Source organism: Streptomyces sp. NPDC058697, assembly GCF_042715345.1.
Lineage (GTDB): Bacteria > Actinomycetota > Actinomycetes > Streptomycetales > Streptomycetaceae > Streptomyces > Streptomyces liliifuscus.
This window is the reverse complement of the sequence record NZ_JBHXSU010000027.1, coordinates 48,949-74,854: the sequence shown is the minus strand read 5'-3', so window position 1 is coordinate 74,854 and position 25,906 is coordinate 48,949. Positions and strand designations below refer to the sequence as shown.

Below are 25,906 nucleotides of genomic sequence, written 5' to 3'. Positions count from 1 at the left end.
GCCTCCTTGCGTGATCTCGGCGTCTCGGCGTCTTGGCGCCTTGGCGAGTCGGTGTGCGGATCGGTGCGTCAGCCCCGCGGACAGCGGTCCTTGACCTTCTCCAGTAGGGCGTTGTTGTGGAGCTCGGCGTCGCTGCCCGTGTTCTGACTGACGATCAACGGCGGTTCCTGGCCGTGGAGTTCGACGAGCAGCTCGGCGGCCCGGCACGTCAGGGCGTTGACGATCGCCGCCCCGACGACGGTCGACAGGGCGCCGACGGTGAGGTCGCCCAGGGGCACCACCGCATCACCCGGGCGGCCGTGCGTGTCGATGACGATGTCGGCCACGTCGAGCAGACGCCGCCCGTCGACATGCCGGGACTCGGCGTTCACCGAGTGGGCCCGGTTGGTGACGGCGACGACGGTCGCACCCAACGCGCGGGCGCCCAGGGCGAATTCGACCGGCACGGCGTTGATGCCGGAGTTGGAGACGACGATCACCACCTCGCCGGCCCGGATGTCCGCCGTACTCAGGATCGCCGCCGCGTAGCCGCCGACGCGCTCGGCAGCGCCCGCGTGCCGAGGGGCGGCGGGGGACAGCGCCGGGTCGACGATCACATTGACCGGCGCGAGGCCACCCGCGCGCAACAGCGGCTCGATCGCTACGAGTTGGGAGTGGCCGCTGCCGAAGTAGTGGACGACACCTCCGGCGGCGATGCTGTCCGCGATGACACGGGCGGCGCGATCGATCGCGGGCCGCTCGGCATCGGCCAGCGCGGTGAGGTTCTCCTGGAGAGCGGCGAAGTAGGCGAGATCGGCGTTCATCGTGTCGAGACCACCTGGGGTGTCGAGCGGGAGCCGTTTGCGTGGCTGCGAGGGCCGTCTGTGTGGCTGCGGGAGCCGTCCGCGTGGCTGTGGACCGTACCAGAGGGCCGTGCGACTGCCCAGTCCTCCGGACAAGTGTGCTGTCACAACAGCTTTGTTCCTTGACCACCCCGCACGCCCGTCCTAACCTGAGCCGCATGTGGTACGGACCACAGGCTTCGGAGAACCAGACCGTCCGACAACTCCTCCAGCGGCTCCTAGGGGACCGGGCCGCGGAGTTCACCGCCGACGTCGTGCCCGTAGGGGACGGGCACGACGTCGGCAGGCCCGACTGGTTCGAGGTCGACGCCGGACCGGGCGGTGTGGCGCTGCGCGGGTCCAGCGGTGTCGCGGTCGCCTCGGCACTGCGCTGGTACCTGCGGACCGCCTGCCGGACTCAGATCACCTGGGACGCCCCCGTGCCCCGGCTGCCGGACCGCCTGCCCCACACCGGCACGCCCGCCCGGACGACCTCCCCCTACCTCCACCGCTACCACTTCAATGTCTGCACCTTCGGCTACACCACGGCCTTCTGGGACTGGGCGCGCTGGGAGCGCCACATCGACTGGATGGCGCTGCACGGCGTGACCACACCGCTGGCGATGACCGGCGCGGAGGCAGCATGGCAACAAGCACTCCTGCGTACCGGACTGGACGACGAGACCGCCCTGCGGTTCCTCGGAGGCCCGGCCTACCTCCCGTGGAACTGGCTCGCCTCGCTGGACAGTTGGTGCGGACCACTGCCACAGAGCTGGATCGACGGCCACGCGGACCTGGGCCGCCGCATCCTGGACCGGGAACGTGCTCTCGGCATGCGGCCCGTCCTCCAGGGCTTCTCCGGGCATGTGCCCCGCGAACTGATCGCGGACCGGGGCGCCCGCTCGACGACCCTGCCCTGGTGGGACTTCGAGGTCGGAGTCCTGGACCCGCGCGACCCCCTGTTCGAGGAGTTCGGCGCCGCGCTCCTGACCGAGCAGACCCGCCTCTTCGGCACCGACCACCTCTACGCGGCGGACCCCTTCATCGAGACGATTCCGCCGGTGTCCGACCCCGCCGGCATCGCCCGGGTCGCGCGGGCCGTGCACGGTGCCATGACCGCGGTGGACGACGAGGCCACCTGGGTGCTCCAGGCATGGCCCTTCTCCTACCGCGCCGACTACTGGACGCGGGACCGGACCCGGGCCTTCCTCGACGCCATCCCGGACGACCGCATGCTGATCCTGGACCTGTGGGCCGAGCACAAGCCGGTCTGGCGGCACACCGACGGCTACCGGGGAAAGCCCTGGGTGTGGTGCATGCTCCACAGCCTGGGCGGACGACCCGGGCTCTACGGAAAGCTGGACGAGATCGCCGCAGGCCCCGCCGAGGCGAGCACCGACGCCCGCGGCGGTTCGCTCTCCGGAATCGGCGCCAGCATGGAGGCCTTCGGCGGCGACCCGGTCCTGTACGAGCTGCTGGCCGACGTCGCCTGGCACGGCTCGGTCAAGGACGTACGAGCGTGGCTGGAGAGCTGGGCGGAGGCCCGGTACGGGCGGCGAACCCCCGGCCTGCTGCGCGCCTGGGTGCTGCTGCACGAAACGGTGTACGACGCGGACGGCCCCGGTCCGCCGGGCTCGGTCATCGTCTGTCGGCCCACGGTGGCGGGCGACCTGCGCCCGGAACCGCCGGTGCACCTCGCGGCGCCGCCCTCACCCACCGTGCCACCCGGCCTGGCCGAGGCGTCGACGCTCCTGGCCTCCGCGGCGACGGACGAGGACAGCGCGGGCCCGCTCGGCCGGGACCTGTGCGACGTCACCGCGCAGGTGCTCACCCACGTCGCGTGCGGCCGGCAGCGACGGGCGGCGGACGCGGCCCTGGCACGCGACGCCCACCGCTTCCGGGCCGCCGCCACCGAACTGCTCACCACCATCGAAGACCTGGACACACTGCTGGCCACCCGCCCCGAGTACCGCCTGGACACCTGGCTCGCCGAAGCCGGCAGCTGGGCGTCCACCCCTGCCGAGGCCGAGCTGTACGAGGCCAACGCGCGACGCCTTCTCACGGTCTGGGGACACTCCCGAAGCGAGCTGCACGACTACTCGGGGCGGCACTGGGCCGGCCTGGTCAGTTCGTTCTACCTCCCGCGCTGGCGACGCTGGTACGAGCACATCGCCCGGGCACTGGAGACCGGATCCCCTTACCGGGCCCAGGAGTTCGAGGCGTCCCTGATCGAATGGGAGGAGCGCTGGATCACTGAACGGGGTGACTGGACGGCCGAACGGAGCAAGAAGGCGACGCCCGGTCCGGACACCGCCGGGGCGCCCCTGGACGTGGTGCGTACGCTGATGCCCCGTTACCGCGCCTCTCGGGGCTAGCGGACACGTGCGAACCGCGGAGTGATTGTGACGCTCAAGGACAGGCGCAGAGACGACGGCCCGGGGACGGAGTCCTACAAGCACGAGGCGCTGCGGCGGCTGCTCCAGGCCGACATCGCCCGGATGCGGCCCGACGAGGCACTGCCCACCGAACGGCAGCTCGCCGAGCGGTACGACGTCAGCAGAGCGACCGCCCGGCGCGCCCTCCAGGCACTGCGCGAGGACGGCCTCATCCGCAGTGTCCGAGGCGTGGGCACGTTCGTCTCGCACCCCCAGATCACCAAGACGTCGACGCTCACCTCGTTCTCCGAGGACCTGCGCTCACGCGGCTACCACCCCAGTGCCGAACTCCTCGCCGCGGAGGTGGTCGAGGCCGACCTGCACCACGCCACGGCCCTCGGCGTCGATCCCGGCACCGCCCTGCACCGCATCGAACGGCTGCGCCTCGGCGACGACTTCCCCATCTGCCTGGAGACCGTCTATCTCTCCGCCGAACGCTTCCCGAGCCTGGACGAGTCACTCCTCAGGGGCTCGCTCTCGGAAGCGCTGCAGAACACCCACGGCGTCAGGGTGGTACGGGCGACCCAGCAGATCCGGGCGGTGAACGTGACCGGCCGCCAGGCTCGCCTCCTCGGCGTCAAGGAGGGCTCCGCCGCCCTGCTCGTACGACGCACGGCCTTCGACGACACGGGGCATGTCGTGGAGTACGGCGAGTCGCTGTGCCGTGGCGATCTGTACGAGTTCTCGCTGGTGGTGACGAAGTAGCCCCTCCTCGCTCCGTGTGATCCGCCCGTGGCATCGCTGCTGGTCCGCTGCTGGTCCACTGCTGCTCCGCCGTGGCTCTGCTGACGGCGAATCTGCTGCGGGCCGAGATTCCTTCCGTGCCGTCGTCGTCCGGCCGAGGGTGGAGACACCGCGGTGATCCTGGCCGCGTCACCACAAGGAGGAGCGATGGCACGATTCAGCAGCACCCTGGAACCCAGGGCCGAGGAGGGGGACACCCCGCCGTCCCGGTTCGACGACCATCTCGCCGCCCAACTCCTCAACCAGCGCATCGTGTTCCTCGGTACGCAGGTCGACGAGGTCTCCGCCAACCGGGTCTGCGCACAACTGCTTCTGCTCTCCGCGGAGGACTCGCGCACGGACATCGGGCTCTACATCAACAGCCCGGGCGGATCGGTGCACGCGGGCCTGGCGATCTACGACACGATGCGGCTCATCCCGAACGACGTGTCGACCCTCGCCATGGGCTTCGCCGCGAGCATGGGGCAGTTCCTGCTCACCGTCGGCACCCCGGGCAAGCGTTACTCGCTCCCGAACGCGCGGATCATGATGCACCAGCCCTCGGCCGGCATCGGCGGCACCACCGCCGACATCGCCATCCAGGCCGAGAACCTCCAGTTCACCAAGGAGAGCATCGAGCGGATCACCGCCCAACACACCGGCCAGAGCGTGGAGACGATCGCCCGAGACGGCGACCGCGACCGCTGGTTCACGGCCGAACAGGCGAGGGAGTACGGCATGGTCGACCGGGTCGTCGAGTCCCTCGACGACGTCCGCCCGGCCTCCTCGAAGCGACGGATGGGACTCTGACATGGACCAGGACCAAGACATGAGGGTCACGGACCCGTACGCGATCACCATGAGCCAGTACACGATCCCGAGCGTGGTCGAGCGCACCCCGCAGGGCGAGCGCGCGTACGACATCTACAGCCGGCTGCTGTCCGAGCGGATCATCTTCCTCGGCACCGAGATCGACGACGGCGTCGCCAACGTCGTCATCGCGCAACTGCTCCACCTGGAGTCGTCCGCACCTGAGCGGGAGATCGCGATCTACCTCAACTCGCCCGGTGGATCGTTCACTTCACTCATGGCGATCTACGACACGATGGGCTACGTGGGCGCGCCCATCTCGACGTTCTGCGTCGGCCAGGCCGCCTCGACCGCGGCGGTGCTCCTGGCCGGGGGAGACCCCGGCCGGCGCTTCATCCTGGAACACGCGCGGGTGCTGCTCGGCCAGCCCGCGAGCGGCGGCGCGCGGGGCACGGTCTCCGACCTGAGCCTGCAGGCCAAGGAGATGATCCGCATTCGCTCCCAGGTCGAGGAGGTCCTGTCCCTGCACACCCACCACCCTGTCGAGACCCTGCGGGCCGACATGGACCGCGACAAGATCTTCACCGCGCGGGAGGCGGTGGAGTACGGGCTGGCCGACGAAGTGCTCAGCCGACGACTGCTTCCCGCGGCGGCCTGAGCGGGTCGCCGCCGCGGAGCCTCAGCGGGTTCAGGGTTCAGGGCTCAGGAGCCAGGGCTTCAGGGCCCCAGCAGCTCGGGCCCTGCGCGCCTCAGGCGGCGAGCCGGATGTCGCCCAGCCGGGACCGCGCCTCGGTGCGCCGGGGTGCGGTGCTGGACCCGGACCTGAGGGGCTGGGACGTCAGGGGCCGGGACCTGACGGGCTGGGCCGGCCGCGCGAGCCTGCCGTGTGCCAGGGCGAGCAGATCGGCGAGGCCGAGCCCGAGCGCGTGCGCGGCGGCCGCGAGGACCTCGGACGAGGCCTCCTTGCGGCCCCGCTCCAGCTCGGAGAGGTACGGCATCGAGATCCGGGCGGCATCGGCCACGTCCTTGAGCGTCCGCTCCTGGGCGAGCCGCTCACGCCGCAGGACGTCACCCACGACGTCCCGCCACAACGGCTCCTTGGGCGCGGGCTCCTCCGGCTTCACCGGCGCGGCCGGTACGGGTCGCAGGGGAATGACACGGGCTTCGTCGGACGCGTGGCTGCTCACCCCTCCACCCTAGAAAGCGCGGCGCGATTCGGCGAGGTCATCGCGTTCTGCCCTCGGCGAAGGCCGGGGCGTCACCGTTCCAGGAGCCGCTGTCGCCACCACGCCCCGGGCGGCTGCCACTGAGGGGTCTCGCGTCCCCACGGTTCGGGAAGGGTCCGCCGCGCCAACTCCTCGTCGGCGCGGGCGAGTCGGCGCCGAAGATCCGCGCGGGCGCCGGCGGGCAGCCGGTACAGGGCGTCCTCCAGCGTGTCCCTGGCTTCGAGCGCGCAGCAGCAGGGGCAGTTCACATCGATCAGCCAGGCGGCCAGGTCCTGCCTGGGCCGGCGAAGGACGGACTCGTACGTGGCGAGCGCCTTCGCGACGGCATCGGGCCACAGATGGTCCGCCTCCACCCGGCGGACGGCCGCGCGCGTGCGCGAGGAGACACCGCCGATCCGGCGGACGGTCACATGTCTGGAGGGCTGCCACCGCTCGGCGCGGACGGCACCGGGCCGCCTACGCGGCACGGCCCTTTCGGGTCGACGTCATGCGGGCATCGTGCACGACCACGTCGGCCGGGCGCGACCGGATTTCTCCCGCGCGCGGTCACCGTCCCTCGTGAACTCCCGCCCGCGCCCCCGGTGTTCAGTGATGCTCAGTGGGCGTGCGGCTCGTCGCGGTGCACCGGGCCGTGCGGGGCCTCGCAGTGCGAGCCGTCGTCGTAGGCGGCCCCGGTGCGGACCTCCAGGACCTCGGCCGGGGCGTGGTCGACCTGCAGGGTGGTGTGGCTTATCTCGTGGTCGCTCTGCAGGATCTTCTCCAGGTCCCGGCGCACCGTGTGGCAGTCCGCGACGGGCTCGACCAGGACATGCGCGGACAGCGCGGGCTGCCCCGACGTGATGGTCCACACGTGCAGGTCGTGCACCTCGGAGACCGAGGGGTGCGCGACCAACTGATCGCCGATGCCGTCCGGATCGAGGTGCGCGGGCGCCGCCTCCAGGAAGATCCGCCCCGACTCCCGTACGAGCCCGTAGCCCGCCTTGAACATGAGGGCCACCACGACCAGTGTGGCGATGGCGTCGGCCCGCGCGAAGCCCGTCAGCAGCACGATGAGACCGGCGATCGCGGTGCCGATGAACGCGAACAGGTCGTTGAGTATGTGCTGGTAGGCGCCCTCCACGTTGAGCGAGGTGCGGTTGGCCTTCGAGATGCACCAGGCCGCCGCGATGTTCACCACGATCCCCGCCAGGGCCGTGCCGAACACCAGCCCGCCCTCCACCTCGGGCGGGTCGATCAGCCGCCGCACCGCCTCGTACGCCAGCCAGGCGCCGAGCAGCAGCAGCGTGAGCCCGTTCGCCTGGGCGGAGAGGATCTCGGCGCGCTTGAGGCCGTACGTGAAGCCGCCGCGGGCCGGCCGCGCGGCCAGCCGCATCGCGATGAGCGCCAGCACGATGGACACGGCGTCGGTCAGCATGTGCGCCGCGTCGGAGATCAGGGCGAGCGACTGGGCCAGGATGCCGATGACGACCTCGGCCGCCATGAACGAGGTGATCAGCGTCAGCGCGATCGCGAGCCAGCGGCGGTCCGCGTCCGCCGACACACCGTGCGAGTGCCCCGCGTGCCCGTCCGACCCGTGGTGGTCGTGGTGCGCGCTGGTCATGTGTGTCCCCCTCGATGCGGTGTCCGACCTCCGCAGTGAAGCGCACCTGGCGGAGATCGGCAAAGGCTGCACCGGTGACCGTTGTCATCATCGTTAACAGGGCTCTGACCTGCGGCGAAGATTTCTCGGTGGGGTCCGGGTCAGGCGCCGAAGAGCTGTGTCCAGTACGTGCCCGCCGAGCCGCCGCCCTCGAAGCCGACGCCTATGTGGGTGAAGGCGGGCTTGAGGATGTTGGCGCGGTGGCCGGGGCTGTCCATCCAGCCCTGTACGACCTCGGCGGCGGAGCGCTGGCCGCACGCGATGTTCTCGCCGATGGTGCGGCGGGTGCTGCCCGCGGCCGCGGCCCGGTGCCAGGGTTCGCTGCCGTCGGGGGAGGTGTGGGAGTAGAACGCGCGGGCCACCATGTCCGCGCTGTGTGCCTGCGCCGCGTTGGTGAGCAGGGTGTCCACGGCCAGCGGTCGCAGACCGGCCCGGGCCCGCTCGGTGTTGGTGAGCGTCACCACCTCGGCGGCCGTCTGCGCCAGTCCGGCGGGGGTGAGGGGACGGGCCCAAAGTGCCGTCCAGTAGAGGGTGCCGGAGCGGCTGTCCGGCACGTACGCCACACCGGCCTCGGTGAACGCCGGGTCGTGGATCGTGCGCCGGGACTGCTCCGAGGACAGGCAGTACTCCACGAACCCCGCGGCGTCGAGCGGGCCGGAGACCAGGTGCTCGCCGACCGTGAGATACGCGTAGCCGCTCGCCGTGAGGCGCTGGTAGACCGAGAGCCCGTCCGCGCCCTCGGAGCCCAGGCTGCCCCGCGCGGCCATGCCCGCGGCGTGCGTGTGCGCCGCGGTGGTCAGGCGGGCGTCGAGGGACACGGGCGGGGCGCCGACGGCGGCGCGCGCGGAGTTCACGAGACGGAGGAAGCCGTCGGGGGCAGCCACTGCGACGGCGGGAGCGGCGGCAGAGGAACCTCCGGCCGAAGCGCTGCCGGTGTTCCAGGCGGTGTTCCCTGCGGGCGTGCGTCCGGTGTTCCCGGCCGGCGGACGAGCCGTGTTCCCGGCCGGGGGATGACCCGCGGTCCCGGCCGGTGTGCGACCGGTGTTCCCGGCCGGAGTGCGACCCGAGCCCCGGAGCCGTCCGAGCCCGGCACGCGCGGCGTTCAGGGCCGTCGCGACACCGGCGCCCCTGGAACCCGGGACACCGGAGCTACCGGGAGAGGCACCGCCGCCCGCGCCCGCCCCTGTTCCCGCCCCCGCGTCGGCGTCCTCGCTCACCTCGACCCCGAAGTCCCGGGCTATCCCGGCGAGTCCGTCGGCGTACCCCTGGCCCAGGGCGCGCAGCTTCCACGTGGTCCCGCGGCGGTAGATCTCGGCGAGCAGCAGCACGGTCTCCTGCTGGGGGCGTGGCGGGGTGAAGCGGGCGAGCACACCGCCGCCCGGGCCGGTCACGCGCAGGGTCGGAGCGGGCAGCCGGCCCAGTGCGGTGCCGGGCTCGGCGGGGCTGACGACGACGGTGACGCGGCTCGCCCCGGTCCGCAGCGCGGGCGGGTCCACGGTGAGCGTCTCGCCGTGCAGCCGCGCGCCGGGTGCGGCCGGCTGGTTGTAGAACACGAAGTCGCCGTCGCCGCGCACCTTGCCGCTGTCGTCGGTGATGAGCGCCGACACGTCGAACGGGCCGGGCACATGAAGGGTCAGGGTGCCGCCGGGCAGGGGCAGATTGCCGCCGGGAACCAACTCGCTCATCATGCCGCCTGTCGGGGTGCCGGATCACTGTGCGCGCCCCGTGGGGCGTTGCCCGGACAACGCGCCACGGGTGCGTGAGGGTTCCTGAGCGCCGCCCCGCGGTTCTGTCAGCGTGCCGCCCGTGCCAGCAGGCCGGACAGCAGGACTTCGAGCGACTCGCGCAGGACGGTGGCGAAGTCGAGGCGCAGGACCGCCAGTTCGGGATCGGACTCGTAGGCCGCGAGCACGGCGGGCGACGGGTGCGCGTGCGGCCAGGCGGCCGTGACCACCATGAGCGCGCTGGCGACGAACCGTACGGAGTCCTCCTTGTGGAGCTCGGGCACGTGTGTGCGGACCCGCTGTGCCAGGGCGAAGACGTGCGCGATGGTGGAGCGCTTGTACTCGGCGGCGACCTCCGTCGACACGTTCCGCTCCAGGACCGAGCCCTGCGCGCTGATCAGGTCGCACAGCACCGGACGCTCGGCGAGGGCGTCGGTGAGAGCCGCGGCGACCTGGTCGGCCCGCTCGGTCACCGGGGCGTCGGCGGCGACGGCCCCGGGGAGCACGGTGTCGAGGTGCTCCAGCAGCTCCTGCGACGCGGCGGCGAGCAGCTCCAGGAGGACGGCCTCGCGGGACTCGAAGTAGCGCAGCACGTTCGACTTCGCGAGCCCCACCCGGCGACTCAGTTCGTTGAGGCTCACCTGCGCCACGGGCATCTCGCCCAGCATCGCGGCCGTGGTGTCCAGGATCGCCTTGCGGCGCACGGCGCGCTGCTCCTCGCTGCGGGCGCGCTGGAAGGTGTTTGCCATGCACGCAGTCTACAGACCCCCGGTCTGTTGTTATCGGACCGGCGGTCTGCTAGCTTGAAATGCAACAGACCGCCGGTCTCCTATCGCTGGGAGTGCCGTGCGAACACCGAAGGAGTCATCGTGGCCATCTCATATGTCGTCCCCGACCAGACCGGGAAATTCGCCGTCGTCACCGGTGCCAACAGCGGCACGGGCAAGGAGGCCGCACGCCGCCTCGCGGAGGCCGGCGCCCGTGTCGTCCTGGCCGTACGGACCGTCGCCAAGGGCGAGCAGGCCCGCGCCGAGATCCTCGCCCGGCACCCGCACGCACAGCTGGAGGTGCGGCGTGTCGACCTGGCGGACCTGGCCTCCGTCGAGGCGTTCGCCGACGGGATCCTGGCCGACGGCACCCCGCTCGACCTGCTCGTGAACAACGCCGGAGTGATGGCTCCGCCCACCCGGATGACCACCGCCGACGGCTTCGAACTCCAGATGGGCAGCAACTACCTCGGCCCGTTCGCCCTCACCGTCCGGCTGCTGCCCGCCCTGCTCGCGGCACCGGCGCCCCGCGTGACGACCATGAGCAGCGGCACGGCCAACTACGGCCGCATCCACTTCGACGACCTCCAGTGGGAGCGTCGCCGCTACAGCTCCAACCTGTCGTACGCCCAGTCCAAGCTCGCCAACCTGATGATGGCCCGGCAGCTGGCCGACATCGCCGCGGAGCGCGGCTGGAACCTGCTGAGCACGGCCGCCCACCCCGGCTACACCGTGACCAACCTCCAGAGCGCGGGCGCGAGCCTCGGCCGTGACAAGCCGAAGCGATCCCTGCTCAACGCGCTCGACTTCCTGCCCAAGCAGCAGGTCGAGGAGGGCGCCGAACCGCTGCTGCACGCCGCCACGAGCCCTGAGGCCACGGCGGGCGCGTACTACGGCCCGGGCGGCAGGTTCGGACTGGTCGGCCCAACCACCACCGCCCGCGTCACACGCCGCGCCCTCGACACCGAGGCGAACCGCCGGCTGTGGGCCGAGTCCGAACGCCTCACCGGAGTCACCCTCTCCGCGGCCGTCGCCTGAACGGGCCCGCCGCACGGGGGCGGCGTCCGGAGAACCCGCGACCGGGTGCCAGACTGCCCCCATGGATGAGCGCGTATTCGGCAGGTCAGGACAGCACGCATCGGTCGTGGGACTCGGCACTTGGCAACTCGGTGCCGACTGGGGCGACGTGGACGACAAGGAAGCCCTCGCGGTCCTGGAGGCCGCCGCGGAGTCGGGCGTGACGTTCTTCGACACGGCCGACGTGTACGGGGACGGGCGCAGCGAGGAGACCATCTCCACCTTCGTGCAGAGCAGGCCCGACCTGCACGTACTGGTCGCGACCAAGATGGGCCGTCGGGTCGACCAGATTCCCGAGAACTACGTACTCGACAACTTCCGCGCCTGGAACGACCGTTCGCGCCGCAACCTCGGTGTCGACCGCATCGACCTGGTGCAGCTGCACTGCCCGCCGACCCCCGTCTACTCGTCGGACGAGGTGTTCGACGCCCTCGACACCCTGGTCGAGGAGGAGCGCATCGCCGCGTACGGCGTGAGCGTCGAGACGTGCGACGAGGCGCTGACCGCGATCGCCCGGCCGAGTGTGGCCAGCGTCCAGATCATCCTCAACCCGTTCCGTATGAAGCCCCTTCAGCGGGTCCTGCCCGCGGCGCTGGAGGCCGGCGTCGGCATCATCGCCCGCGTGCCCCTCGCCTCGGGGCTGCTCTCCGGCAAGTACACGAAGGACACGGTCTTCGCGGAGAACGACCACCGTACGTTCAACCGCCACGGTGAGGCCTTCGACCAGGGCGAGACGTTCTCCGGCGTCGACTACGCCACCGGGGTCGAGGCTGCCGCCGAGTTCTCCGGGCTCACCCCGGAGGGTGTCACCCCGGCCCAGCTGGCGCTGGCCTGGATCGTCCAGCAGCCCGGCGTGACCACGGTCATTCCCGGCGCCCGTTCGCCCGAGCAGGCCCGCGCGAACGCGGCGGCCGGCAAGCTGCCGCCGCTCTCCGCGGAGACGCTGGCCGCGATCTCTGACCTGTACGACGGGCGCATCAAGGAGCAGGTCGAAGCTCGCTGGTGATTGTCGGCTGCCGGCCGGTGGGGGCTTGTCGCGCAGTTCCCCGCGCCCCCAAAGACTGCGCAGTTCCCCGCGCCCCTTTCAGGGCGCGGGGAACTGCGCGACAAGCCACCGACGGCCCGCAGCCTCACAACTACCGCTCACCCCCCGCAGGGAACCCCTGGGCCCGGGCAGCCACCACACTCACCACCGGAACCACCAGCAACAGCACACCCCACGGGAGTGAACCCGTGCCGAGGTGGTCCAGCAGGACGCCTCCGGCGACCCCGCCGCCGGCCATCGCCGCGTTCCACAGCGTGACGAGCGCGGCCTGCGCGGCATCCGCCGCGTCACCACCCGCGTCGGTCACGGCCGTCTGCAACAGCGTGGGGGCGCCTCCCCAGCCGAGCCCCCACAGCGCCACGGCGGCGTAGACGAGCGCGGGGCTGTCGGCCGGCACGGCCAGGAGCGCGGCCGCCACGGCGACGAGCAGCGCGCTCGCGAGTGTCAGGGCGCGCAGACGCCGGTCGATGCGCGCACCCACGAACCAGATGCTCAACAGGGACGCGACGCCGAACACCAGCAGTACGAGATCCGTCGACCCGCCCATGCCCAGTCCGTCCAGGAACGTGGCGATGTACGTGTACAGGATCGTGTGGGCCAGTACGAAGACCAGCGTGACGAACAGGACCGGTGCCACCCCCGGAATCGTCAGGACCCGCAGTATCGGGACCCGGCCCGCCCCGCGCCGCTGACCCGGCTGGTCAGGAACGCCCGCCGCGATCCAGCCGAGCAGGGCGACCGCGAGCACGGTCATCAGCGTGAACGTCACCCGCCAGCCGAGCACTTCGCCGAGGAAGGTCCCCGCGGGCACCCCGAGCGACAGCGCGACCGGTATGCCCGTCATCACGATCGCGATCGCCCTGCCCTGCAGATGGGCGGGCGCCAGTCGCCGGGCGTACCCGGCGAGCAGCGCCCAGGCCAGGCCCGCGGCCACACCGGCGACGAACCGGGCCGCCATGGTCAGGGAGTAGTCGGTGGAGACGGCGGTCACCGTGTTGGCGGCGGCGAACCCCGCCATCGCCGTGAGCAGCAGCCGTTTGCGCCGCCAGCCCGCGGTGGCCGCGGACAGGGGGATCGCGGTGAGTGCGGTGCCGATCGCGTAGACGGTGACCGACTGCCCCATCGCGGACTCACCGACGCCGAGGTCGGCACTCATCGCGGGCAGCACGCCCGCGGGCAGCGTCTCGGTGAGGCTCGTGACGAAGACGGCCGTGGCCAGGGCGAGGAGGGCCCGGAGAGGGAGCCCGCGCCTCTCGGCTCCCTGGGCGGGCTCGGAGGAACCGGCCGGTTCCGTGGTGTGGGTGCTCATGCCGCGTATGCTCGAACCCTCACATTGATGAGAAGGTCAAGCGGCGAAGTGCGAGGTCGGCCGGATGCGGATCGGAGAGCTGTCGGAGCGCACCGGCATCCCGCGGCGGCTGCTGCGCTACTACGAGGAGCAGGGGCTGATCACGCCCGAGCGCTGCGAGAACGGGTACCGCTCCTACGACGAACGCCTCGTGGACCGTGTCCAGCAGATCCGCGGACTGCTGGACGCCGGGCTGCCCACCCGGATCATCAAGCAGATCCTGCCCTGCCTCGACGGGCCCGGCACCATCCACTTCCCCGATCCGACCCCGGAGATGCTGACCACGCTGGAGCTCGAACTCGACCGTATGACCCGGCGCATCGACTGCCTCGCCCGCAACCGGGACGCGATCGCCGCGTACCTCGAAGTGGTACGCGGCGACGGCGACGGTCGGTCCATGGGCGACGGCCGGTCCGTGGAGGCCTGACCGGGTCAGGCGGCCCGTTCCCTGGCCCGCTGGGCCGCCTCGCGTACGGAACCGCGGTGCACGGGACCGTGACCGGGCAGCAGGATGTCACCCGGGAGCGCCTCGAAGGCGTCCAGCGAGGACAGCGCACCGGGGAGGTCCCGGTGGAACATGGTGGGCAGCAGCTGCGGGCCGCTCGCGCGTGAGGTGGGGTGCCCGCTGACCAGCCCGTCGCCCGATATGACGACCCCCGCGTCCGGCAGATGGAAGGCGCAGTGGCCCGCCGTGTGGCCGGGGGTGTGCACGGGAACGGGTCGGCCGGGCAGGTCGAGAGCGCCCTCACCGGGGAACGGCCGCGGCTCGGTGACCGGGACGTGTGCGGTGCCGCCGGAGCGCAGCGCGTGCACGGCCCATGGCACCACGCCGGGCCGCCAGGCGTTCTGCAGCACCTTGCCGATGGTCACCTGATGGAGGAAGTCCCGGCGCGCGTGCGGGACTTCGGCCTCATGGGCGTAGACCGGCGTGCCGTACGTAGTGCTGAGGTACTCGGCCGAGCCGATGTGGTCGTTGTGGGCGTGCGTGACGAGTACGGCCGCGACCGCTTCGGGTGAACTGCCCACGGCCGACAGGGAGGCGAGGACGCTCTCGCGGTCTCCGGGGTAGCCCGTGTCCACGAGGGTGACGGCGTCCCCCTCCGTGAGAATCACCCAGTTGGTGTTGCTGCCGTGTACGAGATGGATGCCGTCGGCGACTTGAAGAATGTCTGCCTGCATGATCGTCCCGACCTAGAGGTCCCTGCCTGACGGAACACAGCCAAGCAGATCCGCGGGCACCTCAGCGCAGGGGGTCGGACGAAGCGCGCATCGACCGCAGCGCCAGGAGCAGTACGCCGATGTCGTCGAAATAGGCGGGGTCGGGCATGAGGTCGGTCGGCAGCACGACATAGGCGACCGCTCCCCAGAAGACCCAGCGGGGCCCGGTCGGCAGCCCGGCCCGGCGGAGGTCCCGCCGAGTGCGGACCAGCCGGACCAGCAGTACGACCGCCGCCCCGAGGGCCACCGCCAGCACGGCCGCGACGACGAGAACCAGAATCCATGTGTTGGTGTCCATCAGCCCTTCCCCGACTCGTCCGCTGCTCCTCTTCGGATGCCCAGGTTCGCCCGCTTCACCACCGGCGAGCCGGTCCGACACGCGGCGCGGGACGTCGGCATGCCCCCGGCCCGCCCCCTACTCTGTGCTGTCGATTGATCACCTTGAGCGAACAGTGGGGTGCGCGTGTGAAGATCGCCTGCGTCGGCGGTGGGCCCGCCGGTCTGTACTTCTCGATCCTGATGAAGCTTCAGGACCCGGACCACGACATCACGGTCCATGAACGGAACCCGGCCGGTTCGACCTACGGATGGGGGGTGACGTACTGGGGGAGCCTGCTCGACAAACTGCACGAGGGCGACCCCGAGTCGGCGCGCGCCGTCAAGGAGAACTCGGTCCGCTGGAGCGACGGGGTCGCGCACGTCGTAGACCGTACGACGACACACCACGGCGACGAGGGCTTCGGCATCGGCCGCCGGCAGCTGCTGGACCTCCTCGCCGAGCGCGCCCGGTCCCTGGGCGTACGCGTCGAGTACGAGGACGAGATCGCCGACGGGGCCCGACTGCCCGAAGCCGACCTGGTCGTCGCCTGCGACGGCGTCCACAGCGGGGTGCGCGAGCGGCACTCCGACCACTTCGGCCCGGAGGTCGGGCTCGGCAGGAACAAGTACATCTGGCTGGGCACCACGAAGGTCTTCGACGCGTTCACCTTCGCCTTCGTGGACACACCGCACGGCTGGATCTGGTGCTATGCCTACGGGTTCAGCGCGGACCACAGCACCTGTGTCGTCGAGTGCTCCCCGGAGACCTGGACTGGCCTCGGCCTCGACCGGGCCGACGAGGCGGAGGGCCTCGTCCGCCTCCAAGAACTCTTCGTCAAACTGCTGGACGGCCACCGGCTGATCGGCCGGGCGAACACCGGCGGCAGCGCACAGTGGCTGAACTTCCGCACCCTCACCAACCGCGCCTGGTCCCACGGCAACGTCGTCCTGCTCGGCGACGCCGCCCACACCACGCACTACTCCATCGGCGCGGGCACCACCCTCGCCCTGGAGGACGCCATCGCACTCGCACACTCCCTGCGCGCGGAGCCCGAACTTGCCCCCGCCCTCGTCGCGTACGAGAAGAAGCGCAAAGCGGAGCTGCTGTCCGTGCAGAGCGCGGCCCGGCACAGCGCCCAGTGGTACGAGAGCCTGCCGCGCTACATCAGCCTGCCTCCGGCGCAGATGTTCGCGCTCCTGGGCCAGCGGCACTCCCCGCTGCTCCCGTACATCCCCCCGCAGCTCTACTACCGGATCGACCGGGCGGCGGGACAGCTCGAAGCGCTGCGCAGACTCAAGCGGTGGCTGGGCCCGAAGGTCGCGCGGACCCTGCACGCCAAGAGGGGCTGACGCCTCGTCAACATCCCACCCCTTTGGCGAGAATGGCGGTGTTGCTCAGGCGCCGAGCGATGCGCGAGCGTTCTGAGTCATGGACCGTGACCGGAGCAACGCCGCCTTCACCCCCGCCCTCGCTCTCCCCCTGTCCCGTCGTCAGCTCCTCGCGGCCGCGGGCGTCGCCGGTGCCGTCACCGCCATAGGTGTCGCGCCGGCCGCCGCGCAGCCGTCCGGCGAGCTCTCGCTGTCCTTCACGGCGGCCACCAACGGCTCGGCGACCCTCGCGCCCGGCGGGGACCGGCTGATCGCCGAGGTCCAGAACGTGCTCTGGTCCCTCCCGCGCACCGGCGGCAAGGCCGTACCGCTCACCCCGGCGGACCTCGAACCGAACCGGCCCGTGCACGCCCCCGACGGCAGGCTCATCGCCTTCTGCGCCTACCGTGGCGGCGGCTTCCACATCTGGACGATGCGGCCCGACGGCTCGGACGTACAGCAGCGCACCGACGGGCCCTGGGACGACCGGGGCCCTGCTTGGTCGCCCGACGGCACCCGGATCGCCTTCGCCTCCGAGCGCGGCGGCGACCAGGTGACCGGCAGCCCGTACCGCATCCATGTACTGGACCTGCGCACCGGTGACATCGCCCGCGTGACCGGTCTGCCGGGCCAGGAGGGGCCGTCGCAGGACGGGGCGTGGGAGGACTTCGACCCCACCTGGTCGCCGGACGGGAAGCGGATCCTCTTCGTCCGGGCGAAGGGCGTCACCACCGCCAACGGCCTCGGACTCGACGCCCGGACCGTCGCCGCCGTCCCCGCCTCGGGCGCGGGCCCGGTCGTCGTGGAGCACACCGAGACCGTGGCCGCCCAGATCCTGGCCCCCGCCCTCGCGGCGGACGGACGCCGCCTGGCGTACCTGCGGACCACCGCGTCACCCAACGGCTCCTGCACGCTCGTCGTCGACGGCGAACCTGTCGCGGTCGCCGGGGACATCGCGCCGGTGCCGCCCCGCTGGACGCCCGAGGGGGAACTGCTGCTCACCGTGGACGGCCGCTTCACCGTCGTGCGACCGGAGAAGCCGGCCGAGGCGGACGCGATCCCCTTCGAGGGCGTACTGCCAGTGGACCGGCCGCACTACCAGGTCAAGGAGTACGACCTCGGGGAGGCGGGACGGGCGCGGCCGGTGCGGGGCATCCATCTGCCCGCGCTCTCGCCCGACGGGCGGCAGATCGCCTTCGCCGCGCTCAACTCGCTCTGGTTGGCGGACAGTTCGGGCGGTCGGCCGCCGGAGCGGTTGCGCCGTGCGGAGCCCACCACCTACCTGCTGGGCCCTTCGTGGGCGCGCGACGGACGTTCACTGCTGTACGCGGACGACCGCGACGGGCTGCTCGGCGTGTACCGGCGAGATCTGGCCACCGGCAAGGAGACCGCGCTCGCCACCGGCGGCCGGGTGCATCCGGCGCTCTCGCCCGACGGGAAACGGCTCGCCTGCCTCGACATGAGCGGGCGGCTCGTCGTCCGGGACCTCGCGGCCGGTACGGAACGGGTGCTGGCGACACCGCTCGGCGGGGGCGGTCTGCCCGGCCGGCCCAGCTGGTCGCCCGACGGCCGCCACCTCGCCCTCTGCGACCGCAACCGCCTCAACCTCCGCTTCCGGGAGGGCTACAACCTCGTACGCGTCGTCGACACCACGACCGACACGGACCGACTGCACACGGTCGCGTCGCATGTCTCGATCTCCGACCGGTACGACTCGGGGCCCGTCTGGTCGCCCGACGGGCGCTGGATGGCGGTGATCGTCGAGTCAGCGCTGTGCCTGCTGCCCGTCGGACCCGACGGCACCCCGCGCGGCGCCCTGCGCACCCTCACGACCGAACCGGCCGACCATCCGTCCTGGTCCGGCGACTCGAAGACCCTGCTGTACCTGTCCGGCACCCGGCTGCGGCTCATCGGGGTCGACGGTGGCCCGGCCCGTACCGTCCGCGTGCCGCTCGACCAGCGCAGACCCGCACCGGCCGACACGGTGGTGCACGCCGGGCGGCTGTGGGACGGCACCGGCGAGTCCGTACGGGACGACGTCGACATCGTCGTACGCGGCGGCCGCGTCACCGCCGTCGAACCGCACCGCCGACGCACGGCACTTCGGCTGATCGACGCCTCCGAACGGACCGTCGTGCCCGGGCTGTGGGACACCCACACCCACCCCTGGCAGGTCACCTACGGCGGCCGGCAGACCGTCGGCCAGCTCACCTACGGCATCACGACCGCCGTGTCCCTCGGCGGATTCGCCTACGAACAGGCCCGCATCCGCGAGGCGGTGACGTCCGGTCAGCTCGCCGGGCCCCGCCTCCTGACCACCGGCGAACTGCTCGACGGCTCCCGGGTCGCGTACAGCATGGGGCGCGCCCACCGCACCAGGGACGGGCTGCGGCGCTCACTGGAACGGGGCGCCGCGCTGGACTGGGACTTCGTCAAGACCTATGTACGGGCGCCGAGTTGGGTGATGGAGGAGGCGGCCCGGTACGGACACGAGCGGCTCGGTGTGCGCTCGGGCAGCCATCTGCTCTCGCCCGGTGTGCAGTTGGGCCAGGATCTGACGACCCATCTGCAGGCCACCCAGCGCTACGAGTCAGGGCACGCCATCACCGCCTCCGGGCGCGCCTACCAGGACCTCCTGGAGATCTACACGGCACGAGGCGTCAGCTTCGGCCTGATCGCCACGCCGTTCACCTCGGCGCCGCTCCTCGGCGCGGACCCCGGGCTCGCCGACGACCCCCGGGTCACCGCCGTGATGCCGCCCTGGGACGCCGCGCTGGTCCGGCAGGGAGCCGGCGTGCCACCGACCCCGGCCCAACTCGCCACGCTGCGCACGGAGACCGACATCTACCGGCGGATCCTGGCCGCCGGAGGCATCGTCGCCCTCGGCACCGACCAGCCGCTCGTCGCCGTCGGCCTCTCCCTCCACATCGGCCTGCGCGCACTGCACAGGGGAGGTCTGTCCCCCGCGGCGGCCCTGCGTACGGTGACCGTGCTGCCCGCCCGGCTCTTCGGCGTCGACGACGACCTCGGCACGGTCGAGCCCGGCAAACTCGCCGACCTGACCATCGTGGACGGCGACCCGTTCGAGGACTTCGACACGCTCGTACGAACCGTCGCCGTGCTCCGGGGCGGGGTGCCGTACACGACCGACGAGCTCGTCGCCGCGTACGAGCCGGTCCCCGAGCGCGCGGCACGCCACGCGGCGGGCGAGGACGACTGGCTGGAGGTGGGACGCCTGATGCGCAGGGACGGGTGCTGCGCCCCGGGCGTCTGAGCGACGCGGCGGGCCCGCCCGTGCCGTGAGGCCTGGGGCGGGCCCGCTGTCGTCAGGCCCCGGCGGTCAGGCCGTGTCGAACGTGTAGTGCCTCGTGTGGTCCAGCAGATCGGCGGGCGTGGAGTCGTTCCACGGCTTCATGGTCTCGCCGCGGTCGACGACGTCCGGTGTGCCCGCGAGGGGCAGATAGCCGGAGTCCGGGTGTCTGCGCTGCCACTCGGCCCACAGCTTGTCCACGTACGCGTGGTGCAGCCAGAAGACCGGGTCGTTCGGGGAGACGCCGGTGGCCATCTGCCCGCCTACCCACACATGGACGCGGTTGTGGAGGTTGACGCCCCGCCACCCCTCCAGGTGGTTGCGGAAGCCGTCGGACGCGCTGTTCCACGGCGCCATGTCGTAGGTGGACATGGCGAGTACGGACTCGACCTCTGCGGGGGTGGGCAGTGGCCGGCTGCTGCCGCCTAGCGAGCGGCGAAGATACGTGCGGGTGTCGACGCGTACGGATATGGGCCAGTTGCCGGTGGACGCGGCGAACGGGCCGTCCGTCACCCGTCCGTCGACGGAGCGGCCTGTGCCGCCGAGGAAGTCGGGTCCCCACAGGGCGGCCCGGGTCGTGCGGTCGGCGCTCCAGTCCCAGTACGGCAGCGCCACCGAGGCGTCCACCGACTGCAGTGCCCGCTCGAACTCCAGGAGGAATCTGCGGTGCCAGGGCAGGAAGGAGGGCGAACGGTGGCCGACCCGTTCGCCGGTGTCCGTGTCGCCGAGGATGAACGCGTTGTGGGTCGTGACGAAGCCGTCGTACCGGCCGGTCCGCTTCAGTTCGATGAGCGCGGCGACCAGCCTGCGCTTCTCGTCGGCGGTCAGGTTCGCCTGGTTCTTGCGTACGGTCATTGCGGGTGAACTCCGTGGCTGTGTGGGTCAGTTGAACGGGACGAGGGGAGCGCCCTGGAGCTCCTGCACGGCGGCACGGGCCGCCGCGCGCGGGCTCGGCACCGGGTCGTAGTGGCTCACCACGCTGATCCAGGTCCCGTCGGCGTTGCGCATCACGTGCAGCTCGACGCCGTCGACGAACACCGCGTAATCGGCGCCGTGATGATGTCCGCCGCCGGACGGCCGGCCCTGTATTCGACGGCCCCGGTAGACCTCGTCGAAGTCGAAGGGCGCGGGGGTGGGCCCGCCGTGGTGGTCCGCGGCGGAGGTCGGCGAAGGGGAGACCGCGGTGAACGTGCCGGCGGCGACGGCCAGTCCGGCCGCGCCTTGCATGGCGCGGCGGCGAGTGAGATCGGGCATGCGGATACGTCCTTGTACTCGGTCCGACGGCATGGGTTGTCGCATATGCCGCCGGAATTGGGTCAATTGACGATTCGTATGCCTATCGGGCCCTTGGGGGAGCGGGGAAACCGCAGCGACCTGGTTGGCCGTGATCCGGACAATTGACTACATGTCATACAAGGTTGAACAAGGGTGATCTTGCTGCGGAGAGGGCTCGCGGAGGCCCGTGCCAGGGAACTTCGCTTCTCGGAGCGGCTCGTGGCGATGATCTTCCGGGGTTCCCATCCATCCCGTGGTGTCGATCACCCCCGGAAACTGACGTGAATGCCTCCGTCGGTCCACCTACGATCCGAGCTGATCGGCGTCGCCCAGGGTGACGTCCGCCCGCGCGCCTCCTCGACCCCGTGCCGCACGGCGACCTGCGGTGCGTGATCGTCGCCGGAGTGCCGGAACTGCCGACCGACCTCGCGTCGGACACCCGCAATGTCCTGCTGACCCTCGCCCGCGTCTGGAACGACCCTCGCGACCGGCGCCATCACCTCCAAGGACGCGGCGGCATCCTGGGTGCTCGATCGCCTCCCGGACCGGCACCGGCCCGTGCGCTCGTCGGTGTCGTTGTCCGCGCGATCGAGCAACTAGCCGTGCGGGGCAGGCGCTAGGAACCGGATCGTCCGGATAAGGCCGCAAGTGACGATCGCCCTGGCCAGGCCGATCGTGCGCCGTCGCAACTAATGTGATGAAAGAGCGCCACGGGGGGCGTACGCCGGGATACGCTCCCCGCGCACCCACGTTCGAGTCCGCGCCCGTGGGGGCCGGTCATCCCCGGCCTGGTCGTGTGCGGGTTCAGCGGGGCCCGAACGCGAGAGACATACCGTCCGGTCTGACGCTCCACCCCTCACCGCGACCCGGTGAGATCAGCCGATCCCGGAAGGCTCCACGCGCCCGGGCACCGGCCAACCTTGGCGTCCGCCACCGGTACGTACGAGTAGTACGAACCCTTCCGGTGCGGCGCCCCGAACCCCCTTGTCAAGGCAGCCTCGGCGCGACCTCGGCACCGAACAACGCACAACGGCCTCCGCCCTGGAACCGTGCGCTGCGGACGTCTCCCTCACGATCTGCCGTTCCGGCCGGGCGTGGACGACGGCCGTCGGCCGCCGGGCGCACACACGGCCGCCGAGTCCCACCGACTGCCTGTCACCCAGTGAGGAACAATGAGCATGCGCGCCCGCACCACCGTAGCTGCGGCCATATCCACGGTCCTGACCCTCTCTCTCGCCTCATGCGGTGAGGGTTCCGACGCCGGCAGCGGTGACGGGACCGCATCCGTGGGCATCGCCATGCCGACGAAGACGTCCCAGCGGTGGATCGACGACGGTCGGAACATGGTCGACGAGCTCAAGGGGTTCGGATACAACACCACCTTGAAGTACGCCGACAACGACCCGAAGAACCAGGTCGCGCAGGTGGAGGCCATGATCGACGACGGCGTGGACGCCCTGGTGATCGCCTCTGTCGACGGACGCGCCTTCACCGGCGTCCTGAGCAAGGCGAAGGACGCCGGCATCCCCGTGATCTCCTACGACCGGCTGATCCTCGGCAGTGACGCCGTCAACTACTACGCGTCCTTCGACAACGTGAAGGTCGGCTCGCAACAGGCCGACTTCATCGTCGAGACGCTGGGGCTCGTCAACGGCAGCCGCAAGGGCCCGTTCACCATCGAGCTCTTCGCGGGTTCGTCCGACGACAACAACACGCGCTACTTCTTCGACGCCTCGATGGAAGTGCTGGAGCCATACATCCAGAACGGCGACCTGATCGTCAGATCCGGCGAGACCGACCTCGATCAGGTGACCACTCTCCGCTGGGACGGCCCCACGGCGGAGAAGCGCATGAACAAGATTCTCGACTCGAAGTACAACGGCCAGACCATCGACGCGGTCCTCTCGCCGTACGACGGAATGTCCCTCGGCATCCTCAAGGCGCTGAAGGAGCACGGGTACGGAGGCGCGGGGAAGCCGCTGCCCATCGTCACCGGCCAGGACGCCGAGGCGCCCTCCATCAAGTCGATCGTGGAGGGCGAGCAGACCCAGACCGTCTACAAGGACACCCGCGAGCTGGCACTCGTCACCTCCTACATGGTCAACTCCGTCGTCCACGACAAGAAGCCGGCGGTCAACGACACCAGGACGTACGACAACGGCAAGAAGGTCGTGCCCGCGTACCTCCTGGAGCCGGTCAGCGTCGACAAGGGCAACTACGAGCAGGTGCTCATCGACTCGGGCTACATGAAGAAGAGCGACCTGAAGTGACCCGTGCCTGAAGTGAACCGTGAACGCCTGTGGGGCGGGGAGATCTCTCCCCGCCCCACAGGCGTTCGTACGGAGTTGCGGTCGGCGTCAGTTGACGAAGACCGCCGGGCTGCCGGTCTGTGTCGTGTCGGTGACCGGGGCGTACTTGGCGGTGAAGAAGCCGTTGCTGAAGCACAGCGACGAGCCGGAGAACTTCGTGAACTGCTGCTTGCTGAACGAGATGCTGTTGTCGGCGTTGTCGGCCGTGCCGGACAGGCTGGGCGCGCGGTAGACACAGGTGATGCTGCCGAGAAGCGTGCGCAGTACGACGGTTGTCTGGATGGACGAGCCGTCGGCGGGTGTGATGGTGACCGAGCCGTCGGAGCCCACGGCCGAGGTGTAGGGCAGGTTGTCGACCTTGATGCTGGTGACGCCGAGCACGCCGATGACATTGCTGGTGCAACTGCTGCTGTCGAAGGTGTGCTCGGTGACCGACTCGGTGGCCGTGCCGGGCGCCGTCGGGTTGTCGACGACCGTGGCGACGAACTTCGACGACGTGCAGGAGAGGCCGCTCGTGCCCGTGCTGCTGGAGTAGAGCGTGGCGCTGGTGCCGGCGGCCAGCGAGGAGTTGAGTACGGCCCCGGCCGCGACGGCCGTGCCGCCGGCGCCGCCGGTGGTCAGGACCGAGCCGTCGGCCGCGGAGGCCGGGCCGGCCGCCGAGAGGGCGAGCGCCGTGACGGCGGCGGCCAGCGCGAGGGAAGTCCGAGTACGCATGCGGGTGCCTCATTCCGAGAGTGGGGTGGGGGAGTTGGGCCGCCGCCGGCCCGTCGCGCCTTCTCCGTACGCGACGGACCGGCGGTGGCTGCCGGGAGACTGGCCGGAGGCGTCGATGGACGGCCTCCGGCGCGGGACCGGCGGTAGGGCGACCGGGCGCGGCCCAGGAGGGGGAATGCGACCGTGCCGGTGCCATGGAGGAGTGGATGCGGACCGCACGTGCGGTGGACCGGCCGTGTGCCGGGTCTGTCGACCACGGGCCCGGCCTGCCGACCGTGTGACGGGATGGAGCCCGGGAGTCGACGTGCGCCGCAGAACGGATCCGGCGCCACGGATCCGTGCTAACCAGGGAGAGTTGTAGACCTGAGTGATGTTCAACGTCAAGGTTCTGCAAGGAAGTTGACGAATATTCAACATCCGTGCAGAACAAGGCAGTTGATGTTGGGCTGGGTGCCGCGGGAGAGCTCTCCACGGCTCCGTCACATCTCCGACTTCCTTTTTCCACAAGGTGCTTGACCCTCGTCACTTACCGGGGGTAACTTCCGTCGCGGTTACTGCTGCGTAACGAGAAAGCCCTTGCGCCCGCCGGGAGGTGTGAGGAGGCGTACGCCGTAGGCGCTGTCCGCGCCAGGACAACGTGCCACTGAAGCCCTACCCGCACTGATACATGCCCCTGGGAGCAGAAAATGGCCTCGTCCTCGGACGCCACCTCGTCAGCCGGTTCCACCCCCGAGCCCTCCGAATCGTCGGAAAGCGGTTCCATCCCGGAGAGCCCCGAAGGTTCCGAGAGACGCGGGCGGGTCCGTCTGCGCCGCGCCGCGGTGATGGCGGTGCCTGCCACCGCGGTAGCGGCCGGCCTGATGATCATGACCGCCCAGGGGGCCCTGGGTGTGCAGTTCGCGATCTCCGGCATGCCGTTCACCGTCACCGCGACCAACCTCGACGGTGAGGGCTTCGCACAGTTCGGCGGTCTCGACGAGATGGCTCCGGGCAGCCCCAACGAGGGTGAGACCGGCGGCCAGGTCCTGGTGGTGGTCTCCGCGATCAAGAAGGCGACCCTCACCAAGCTCTGCCAGAGCGTCGACCTCGGCGGCACGAACCTGCTCATCAGGGCCGGCGAGGGCAGCCAGAAGGTGTCCGCGGTCAACCTCACCACCGACTCCACCGAACTGTCGGGCGACGCGTCCTTCGACAACATCGAGATCGGCAACGACGCCAGCACGCTCGACAAGTCCCATGCGCAGGGCCCGAAGGGCGTCTTCAGCCAGCAGGCCGACACCGTCCACATCGGCAACCTGCGGCAGACCAACTACGCCACCACGGCCGCGGTGTTCAAGCTTCCCGGTCTGAAGCTGAGCTTCAGCGACAAGGGCTGCTGATGGTCGCCTTCCGGCGCTGGCGCGCGGCCCGTCCTTTCTGGGGCGGGTTGCTGCTCGCCCTGGGCGGGGCGGAGATCCTGGTCACGGAGAAGGCGTCGCTGAAGGTCGTCATGCACATCGGCATGCAGGGCCTGGCCGGCTACCTCCTGCCGACCCTGATGCTGATTCTCGGCCTGCTGATCCTCTTCAACCCCGCGCAACGTCTCTTCTACTCGATCCTGGGTGCCCTGCTCTCCCTGGGGACCTGGGTCACCTCGAACCTGGGCGGCTTCTTCATCGGGCTCGTGCTCGGTGTCGTAGGCAGCTGCCTGGCCTTCGGCTGGCTGCCGGACCAGGAACCGCGGCGCGCCCGCTCGTGGCGTCGTCGTCGGCAGGAGCCGGTACCTCTTCCGTAGCGTGT

The 25,906-nt window shown here is 71.0% G+C and carries 24 protein-coding genes and 1 pseudogene; 13 read left to right on the top strand and 12 right to left on the bottom strand.

Annotated elements, in window-relative coordinates; all coding sequences use genetic code 11:
• Window positions 1-68: 68 nt before the first annotated feature.
• Window positions 69-803, bottom strand: a complete 735-nt coding sequence (locus ACFWXQ_RS39290; RefSeq protein WP_383939261.1) for a sugar isomerase domain-containing protein — start codon at window positions 801-803, stop codon at window positions 69-71.
• 197 nt (window positions 804-1,000) lie between these two features.
• Between ACFWXQ_RS39290 and ACFWXQ_RS39285 the strand changes: the two genes are divergently transcribed.
• The 4 genes from ACFWXQ_RS39285 (at window position 1,001) to ACFWXQ_RS39270 (ending at window position 5,447) form a co-directional block, all read left to right on the top strand.
• Window positions 1,001-3,196 carry an alpha-N-acetylglucosaminidase gene (locus tag ACFWXQ_RS39285; RefSeq protein WP_386270294.1) on the top strand — a complete coding sequence of 732 codons (2,196 nt, stop codon included), beginning with the start codon at window positions 1,001-1,003 and terminating at the stop codon, window positions 3,194-3,196.
• Between the two features lie 21 nt (window positions 3,197-3,217).
• Complete coding sequence (locus ACFWXQ_RS39280; RefSeq protein WP_383955182.1) at window positions 3,218-3,961, top strand: GntR family transcriptional regulator; 744 nt, start codon at window positions 3,218-3,220, stop codon at window positions 3,959-3,961.
• A gap of 186 nt (window positions 3,962-4,147) precedes the next feature.
• On the top strand, window positions 4,148-4,789 hold the full coding sequence (locus tag ACFWXQ_RS39275) for an ATP-dependent Clp protease proteolytic subunit (RefSeq protein ID WP_383955180.1): 642 nt from the start codon (window positions 4,148-4,150) through the stop codon (window positions 4,787-4,789).
• Window positions 4,790-4,838: 49 nt separating this feature from the next.
• A complete protein-coding gene (locus tag ACFWXQ_RS39270; protein ID WP_384089846.1) occupies window positions 4,839-5,447 on the top strand; it encodes a ClpP family protease in 609 nt (202 codons plus the stop codon).
• Window positions 5,448-5,538: 91 nt separating this feature from the next.
• Here the strand turns inward: ACFWXQ_RS39270 and ACFWXQ_RS39265 are convergent, their stop codons facing one another.
• The 5 genes from ACFWXQ_RS39265 to ACFWXQ_RS39245 form a co-directional block, all read right to left on the bottom strand.
• Window positions 5,539-5,976 (bottom strand): helix-turn-helix domain-containing protein, encoded by a 438-nt coding sequence (locus tag ACFWXQ_RS39265; RefSeq protein WP_383955178.1) that lies wholly within the window; start codon window positions 5,974-5,976, stop codon window positions 5,539-5,541.
• Between the two features lie 71 nt (window positions 5,977-6,047).
• Complete coding sequence (locus ACFWXQ_RS39260; RefSeq protein ID WP_383955175.1) at window positions 6,048-6,482, bottom strand: hypothetical protein; 435 nt, start codon at window positions 6,480-6,482, stop codon at window positions 6,048-6,050.
• Between the two features lie 128 nt (window positions 6,483-6,610).
• Complete coding sequence (locus ACFWXQ_RS39255; RefSeq protein ID WP_386270293.1) at window positions 6,611-7,615, bottom strand: cation diffusion facilitator family transporter; 1,005 nt, start codon at window positions 7,613-7,615, stop codon at window positions 6,611-6,613.
• A gap of 140 nt (window positions 7,616-7,755) precedes the next feature.
• On the bottom strand, window positions 7,756-9,339 hold the full coding sequence (locus ACFWXQ_RS39250; protein WP_386270292.1) for a CAP domain-containing protein: 1,584 nt from the start codon (window positions 9,337-9,339) through the stop codon (window positions 7,756-7,758).
• 107 nt (window positions 9,340-9,446) lie between these two features.
• Window positions 9,447-10,127 carry a TetR family transcriptional regulator gene (locus tag ACFWXQ_RS39245; protein ID WP_383957129.1) on the bottom strand — a complete coding sequence of 227 codons (681 nt, stop codon included), beginning with the start codon at window positions 10,125-10,127 and terminating at the stop codon, window positions 9,447-9,449.
• 120 nt (window positions 10,128-10,247) lie between these two features.
• On the opposite strand from ACFWXQ_RS39245, the gene ACFWXQ_RS39240 reads away from it, so the two are divergent.
• Both ACFWXQ_RS39240 and ACFWXQ_RS39235 read left to right on the top strand, forming a co-directional pair.
• Window positions 10,248-11,183: an SDR family oxidoreductase gene (locus ACFWXQ_RS39240; RefSeq protein ID WP_383957127.1), complete on the top strand. Its 936-nt coding sequence runs from the start codon at window positions 10,248-10,250 to the stop codon at window positions 11,181-11,183.
• A 61-nt stretch (window positions 11,184-11,244) separates the two neighbouring features.
• A complete protein-coding gene (locus tag ACFWXQ_RS39235; protein WP_383957124.1) occupies window positions 11,245-12,228 on the top strand; it encodes an aldo/keto reductase in 984 nt (327 codons plus the stop codon).
• Between the two features lie 130 nt (window positions 12,229-12,358).
• Here the strand turns inward: ACFWXQ_RS39235 and ACFWXQ_RS39230 are convergent, their stop codons facing one another.
• Window positions 12,359-13,576 (bottom strand): MFS transporter, encoded by a 1,218-nt coding sequence (locus ACFWXQ_RS39230; protein ID WP_383955607.1) that lies wholly within the window; start codon window positions 13,574-13,576, stop codon window positions 12,359-12,361.
• Window positions 13,577-13,640: 64 nt separating this feature from the next.
• Between ACFWXQ_RS39230 and ACFWXQ_RS39225 the strand changes: the two genes are divergently transcribed.
• Entirely contained in the window at window positions 13,641-14,042 is a 402-nt protein-coding gene (locus ACFWXQ_RS39225; RefSeq protein WP_383955610.1) for a MerR family transcriptional regulator, read from the top strand.
• Between the two features lie 5 nt (window positions 14,043-14,047).
• On the opposite strand, the gene ACFWXQ_RS39220 is transcribed toward ACFWXQ_RS39225, so the two are convergent.
• Together ACFWXQ_RS39220 and ACFWXQ_RS39215 are read right to left on the bottom strand one after the other, a co-directional pair.
• The gene (locus tag ACFWXQ_RS39220; protein ID WP_383955613.1) at window positions 14,048-14,794 is read right to left on the bottom strand and encodes an MBL fold metallo-hydrolase; all 747 of its coding nucleotides are present in this window, start codon (window positions 14,792-14,794) and stop codon (window positions 14,048-14,050) included.
• A 61-nt stretch (window positions 14,795-14,855) separates the two neighbouring features.
• A complete protein-coding gene (locus ACFWXQ_RS39215) occupies window positions 14,856-15,131 on the bottom strand; it encodes a YkvA family protein (protein ID WP_189839133.1) in 276 nt (91 codons plus the stop codon).
• Between the two features lie 167 nt (window positions 15,132-15,298).
• Here ACFWXQ_RS39215 and ACFWXQ_RS39210 point away from each other — a divergent pair, with 167 nt between their 5' ends.
• Complete coding sequence (locus ACFWXQ_RS39210) at window positions 15,299-16,501, top strand: FAD-dependent monooxygenase (protein ID WP_383955620.1); 1,203 nt, start codon at window positions 15,299-15,301, stop codon at window positions 16,499-16,501.
• A gap of 79 nt (window positions 16,502-16,580) precedes the next feature.
• Complete coding sequence (locus ACFWXQ_RS39205; RefSeq protein WP_386270291.1) at window positions 16,581-19,793, top strand: amidohydrolase family protein; 3,213 nt, start codon at window positions 16,581-16,583, stop codon at window positions 19,791-19,793.
• Window positions 19,794-19,859: 66 nt separating this feature from the next.
• On the opposite strand, the gene ACFWXQ_RS39200 is transcribed toward ACFWXQ_RS39205, so the two are convergent.
• Both ACFWXQ_RS39200 and ACFWXQ_RS39195 read right to left on the bottom strand, forming a co-directional pair.
• A complete protein-coding gene (locus ACFWXQ_RS39200; protein ID WP_383956920.1) occupies window positions 19,860-20,684 on the bottom strand; it encodes a tyrosinase family protein in 825 nt (274 codons plus the stop codon).
• Window positions 20,685-20,711: 27 nt separating this feature from the next.
• Window positions 20,712-21,083: a tyrosinase cofactor gene (locus ACFWXQ_RS39195; protein WP_383956917.1), complete on the bottom strand. Its 372-nt coding sequence runs from the start codon at window positions 21,081-21,083 to the stop codon at window positions 20,712-20,714.
• Window positions 21,084-21,445: 362 nt separating this feature from the next.
• Between ACFWXQ_RS39195 and ACFWXQ_RS39190 the strand changes: the two are divergent.
• Together ACFWXQ_RS39190 and chvE are read left to right on the top strand one after the other, a co-directional pair.
• Window positions 21,446-21,665 (top strand): annotated as a pseudogene (locus ACFWXQ_RS39190) (DUF4111 domain-containing protein); the annotation flags it as partial.
• A 617-nt stretch (window positions 21,666-22,282) separates the two neighbouring features.
• Window positions 22,283-23,374, top strand: coding sequence for a multiple monosaccharide ABC transporter substrate-binding protein (gene chvE, locus ACFWXQ_RS39185; RefSeq protein ID WP_383956914.1), 1,092 nt, complete (start codon window positions 22,283-22,285; stop codon window positions 23,372-23,374).
• Window positions 23,375-23,461: 87 nt separating this feature from the next.
• Here the strand turns inward: chvE and ACFWXQ_RS39180 are convergent, their stop codons facing one another.
• On the bottom strand, window positions 23,462-24,127 hold the full coding sequence (locus ACFWXQ_RS39180) for a Tat pathway signal sequence domain protein (protein WP_386270290.1): 666 nt from the start codon (window positions 24,125-24,127) through the stop codon (window positions 23,462-23,464).
• Between the two features lie 686 nt (window positions 24,128-24,813).
• On the opposite strand from ACFWXQ_RS39180, the gene ACFWXQ_RS39175 reads away from it, so the two are divergent.
• Window positions 24,814-25,506 carry a DUF6230 family protein gene (locus ACFWXQ_RS39175; RefSeq protein WP_383954981.1) on the top strand — a complete coding sequence of 231 codons (693 nt, stop codon included), beginning with the start codon at window positions 24,814-24,816 and terminating at the stop codon, window positions 25,504-25,506.
• A complete protein-coding gene (locus tag ACFWXQ_RS39170) occupies window positions 25,506-25,901 on the top strand; it encodes a DUF6114 domain-containing protein (RefSeq protein ID WP_383954983.1) in 396 nt (131 codons plus the stop codon). The genes ACFWXQ_RS39175 and ACFWXQ_RS39170 overlap by 1 nt, the downstream gene beginning before the upstream one ends.
• Window positions 25,902-25,906: the final 5 nt, after the last annotated feature.

Excerpts from the sequence above, each read along its gene's own strand:
- ACFWXQ_RS39290 (WP_383939261.1), bottom strand. The coding sequence starts at position 803 with ATGAACGCCGATCTCGCCTACTTCGCCGCTCTCCAGGAGAACCTCACC.
- ACFWXQ_RS39285 (WP_386270294.1), top strand. The coding sequence starts at position 1,001 with ATGTGGTACGGACCACAGGCTTCGGAGAACCAGACCGTCCGACAACTC.
- ACFWXQ_RS39275 (WP_383955180.1), top strand. The coding sequence starts at position 4,148 with ATGGCACGATTCAGCAGCACCCTGGAACCCAGGGCCGAGGAGGGGGAC.
- ACFWXQ_RS39270 (WP_384089846.1), top strand. The coding sequence starts at position 4,839 with ATGAGCCAGTACACGATCCCGAGCGTGGTCGAGCGCACCCCGCAGGGC.
- ACFWXQ_RS39255 (WP_386270293.1), bottom strand. The coding sequence starts at position 7,615 with ATGACCAGCGCGCACCACGACCACCACGGGTCGGACGGGCACGCGGGG.
- ACFWXQ_RS39250 (WP_386270292.1), bottom strand. The coding sequence starts at position 9,339 with ATGAGCGAGTTGGTTCCCGGCGGCAATCTGCCCCTGCCCGGCGGCACC.
- ACFWXQ_RS39245 (WP_383957129.1), bottom strand. The coding sequence starts at position 10,127 with ATGGCAAACACCTTCCAGCGCGCCCGCAGCGAGGAGCAGCGCGCCGTG.
- ACFWXQ_RS39235 (WP_383957124.1), top strand. The coding sequence starts at position 11,245 with ATGGATGAGCGCGTATTCGGCAGGTCAGGACAGCACGCATCGGTCGTG.
- ACFWXQ_RS39230 (WP_383955607.1), bottom strand. The coding sequence starts at position 13,576 with ATGAGCACCCACACCACGGAACCGGCCGGTTCCTCCGAGCCCGCCCAG.
- ACFWXQ_RS39225 (WP_383955610.1), top strand. The coding sequence starts at position 13,641 with ATGCGGATCGGAGAGCTGTCGGAGCGCACCGGCATCCCGCGGCGGCTG.
- ACFWXQ_RS39220 (WP_383955613.1), bottom strand. The coding sequence starts at position 14,794 with ATGCAGGCAGACATTCTTCAAGTCGCCGACGGCATCCATCTCGTACAC.
- ACFWXQ_RS39215 (WP_189839133.1), bottom strand. The coding sequence starts at position 15,131 with ATGGACACCAACACATGGATTCTGGTTCTCGTCGTCGCGGCCGTGCTG.
- ACFWXQ_RS39205 (WP_386270291.1), top strand. The coding sequence starts at position 16,581 with ATGGACCGTGACCGGAGCAACGCCGCCTTCACCCCCGCCCTCGCTCTC.
- ACFWXQ_RS39200 (WP_383956920.1), bottom strand. The coding sequence starts at position 20,684 with ATGACCGTACGCAAGAACCAGGCGAACCTGACCGCCGACGAGAAGCGC.
- ACFWXQ_RS39195 (WP_383956917.1), bottom strand. The coding sequence starts at position 21,083 with ATGCCCGATCTCACTCGCCGCCGCGCCATGCAAGGCGCGGCCGGACTG.
- chvE (WP_383956914.1), top strand. The coding sequence starts at position 22,283 with ATGCGCGCCCGCACCACCGTAGCTGCGGCCATATCCACGGTCCTGACC.
- ACFWXQ_RS39180 (WP_386270290.1), bottom strand. The coding sequence starts at position 24,127 with ATGCGTACTCGGACTTCCCTCGCGCTGGCCGCCGCCGTCACGGCGCTC.
- ACFWXQ_RS39175 (WP_383954981.1), top strand. The coding sequence starts at position 24,814 with ATGGCCTCGTCCTCGGACGCCACCTCGTCAGCCGGTTCCACCCCCGAG.
- ACFWXQ_RS39170 (WP_383954983.1), top strand. The coding sequence starts at position 25,506 with ATGGTCGCCTTCCGGCGCTGGCGCGCGGCCCGTCCTTTCTGGGGCGGG.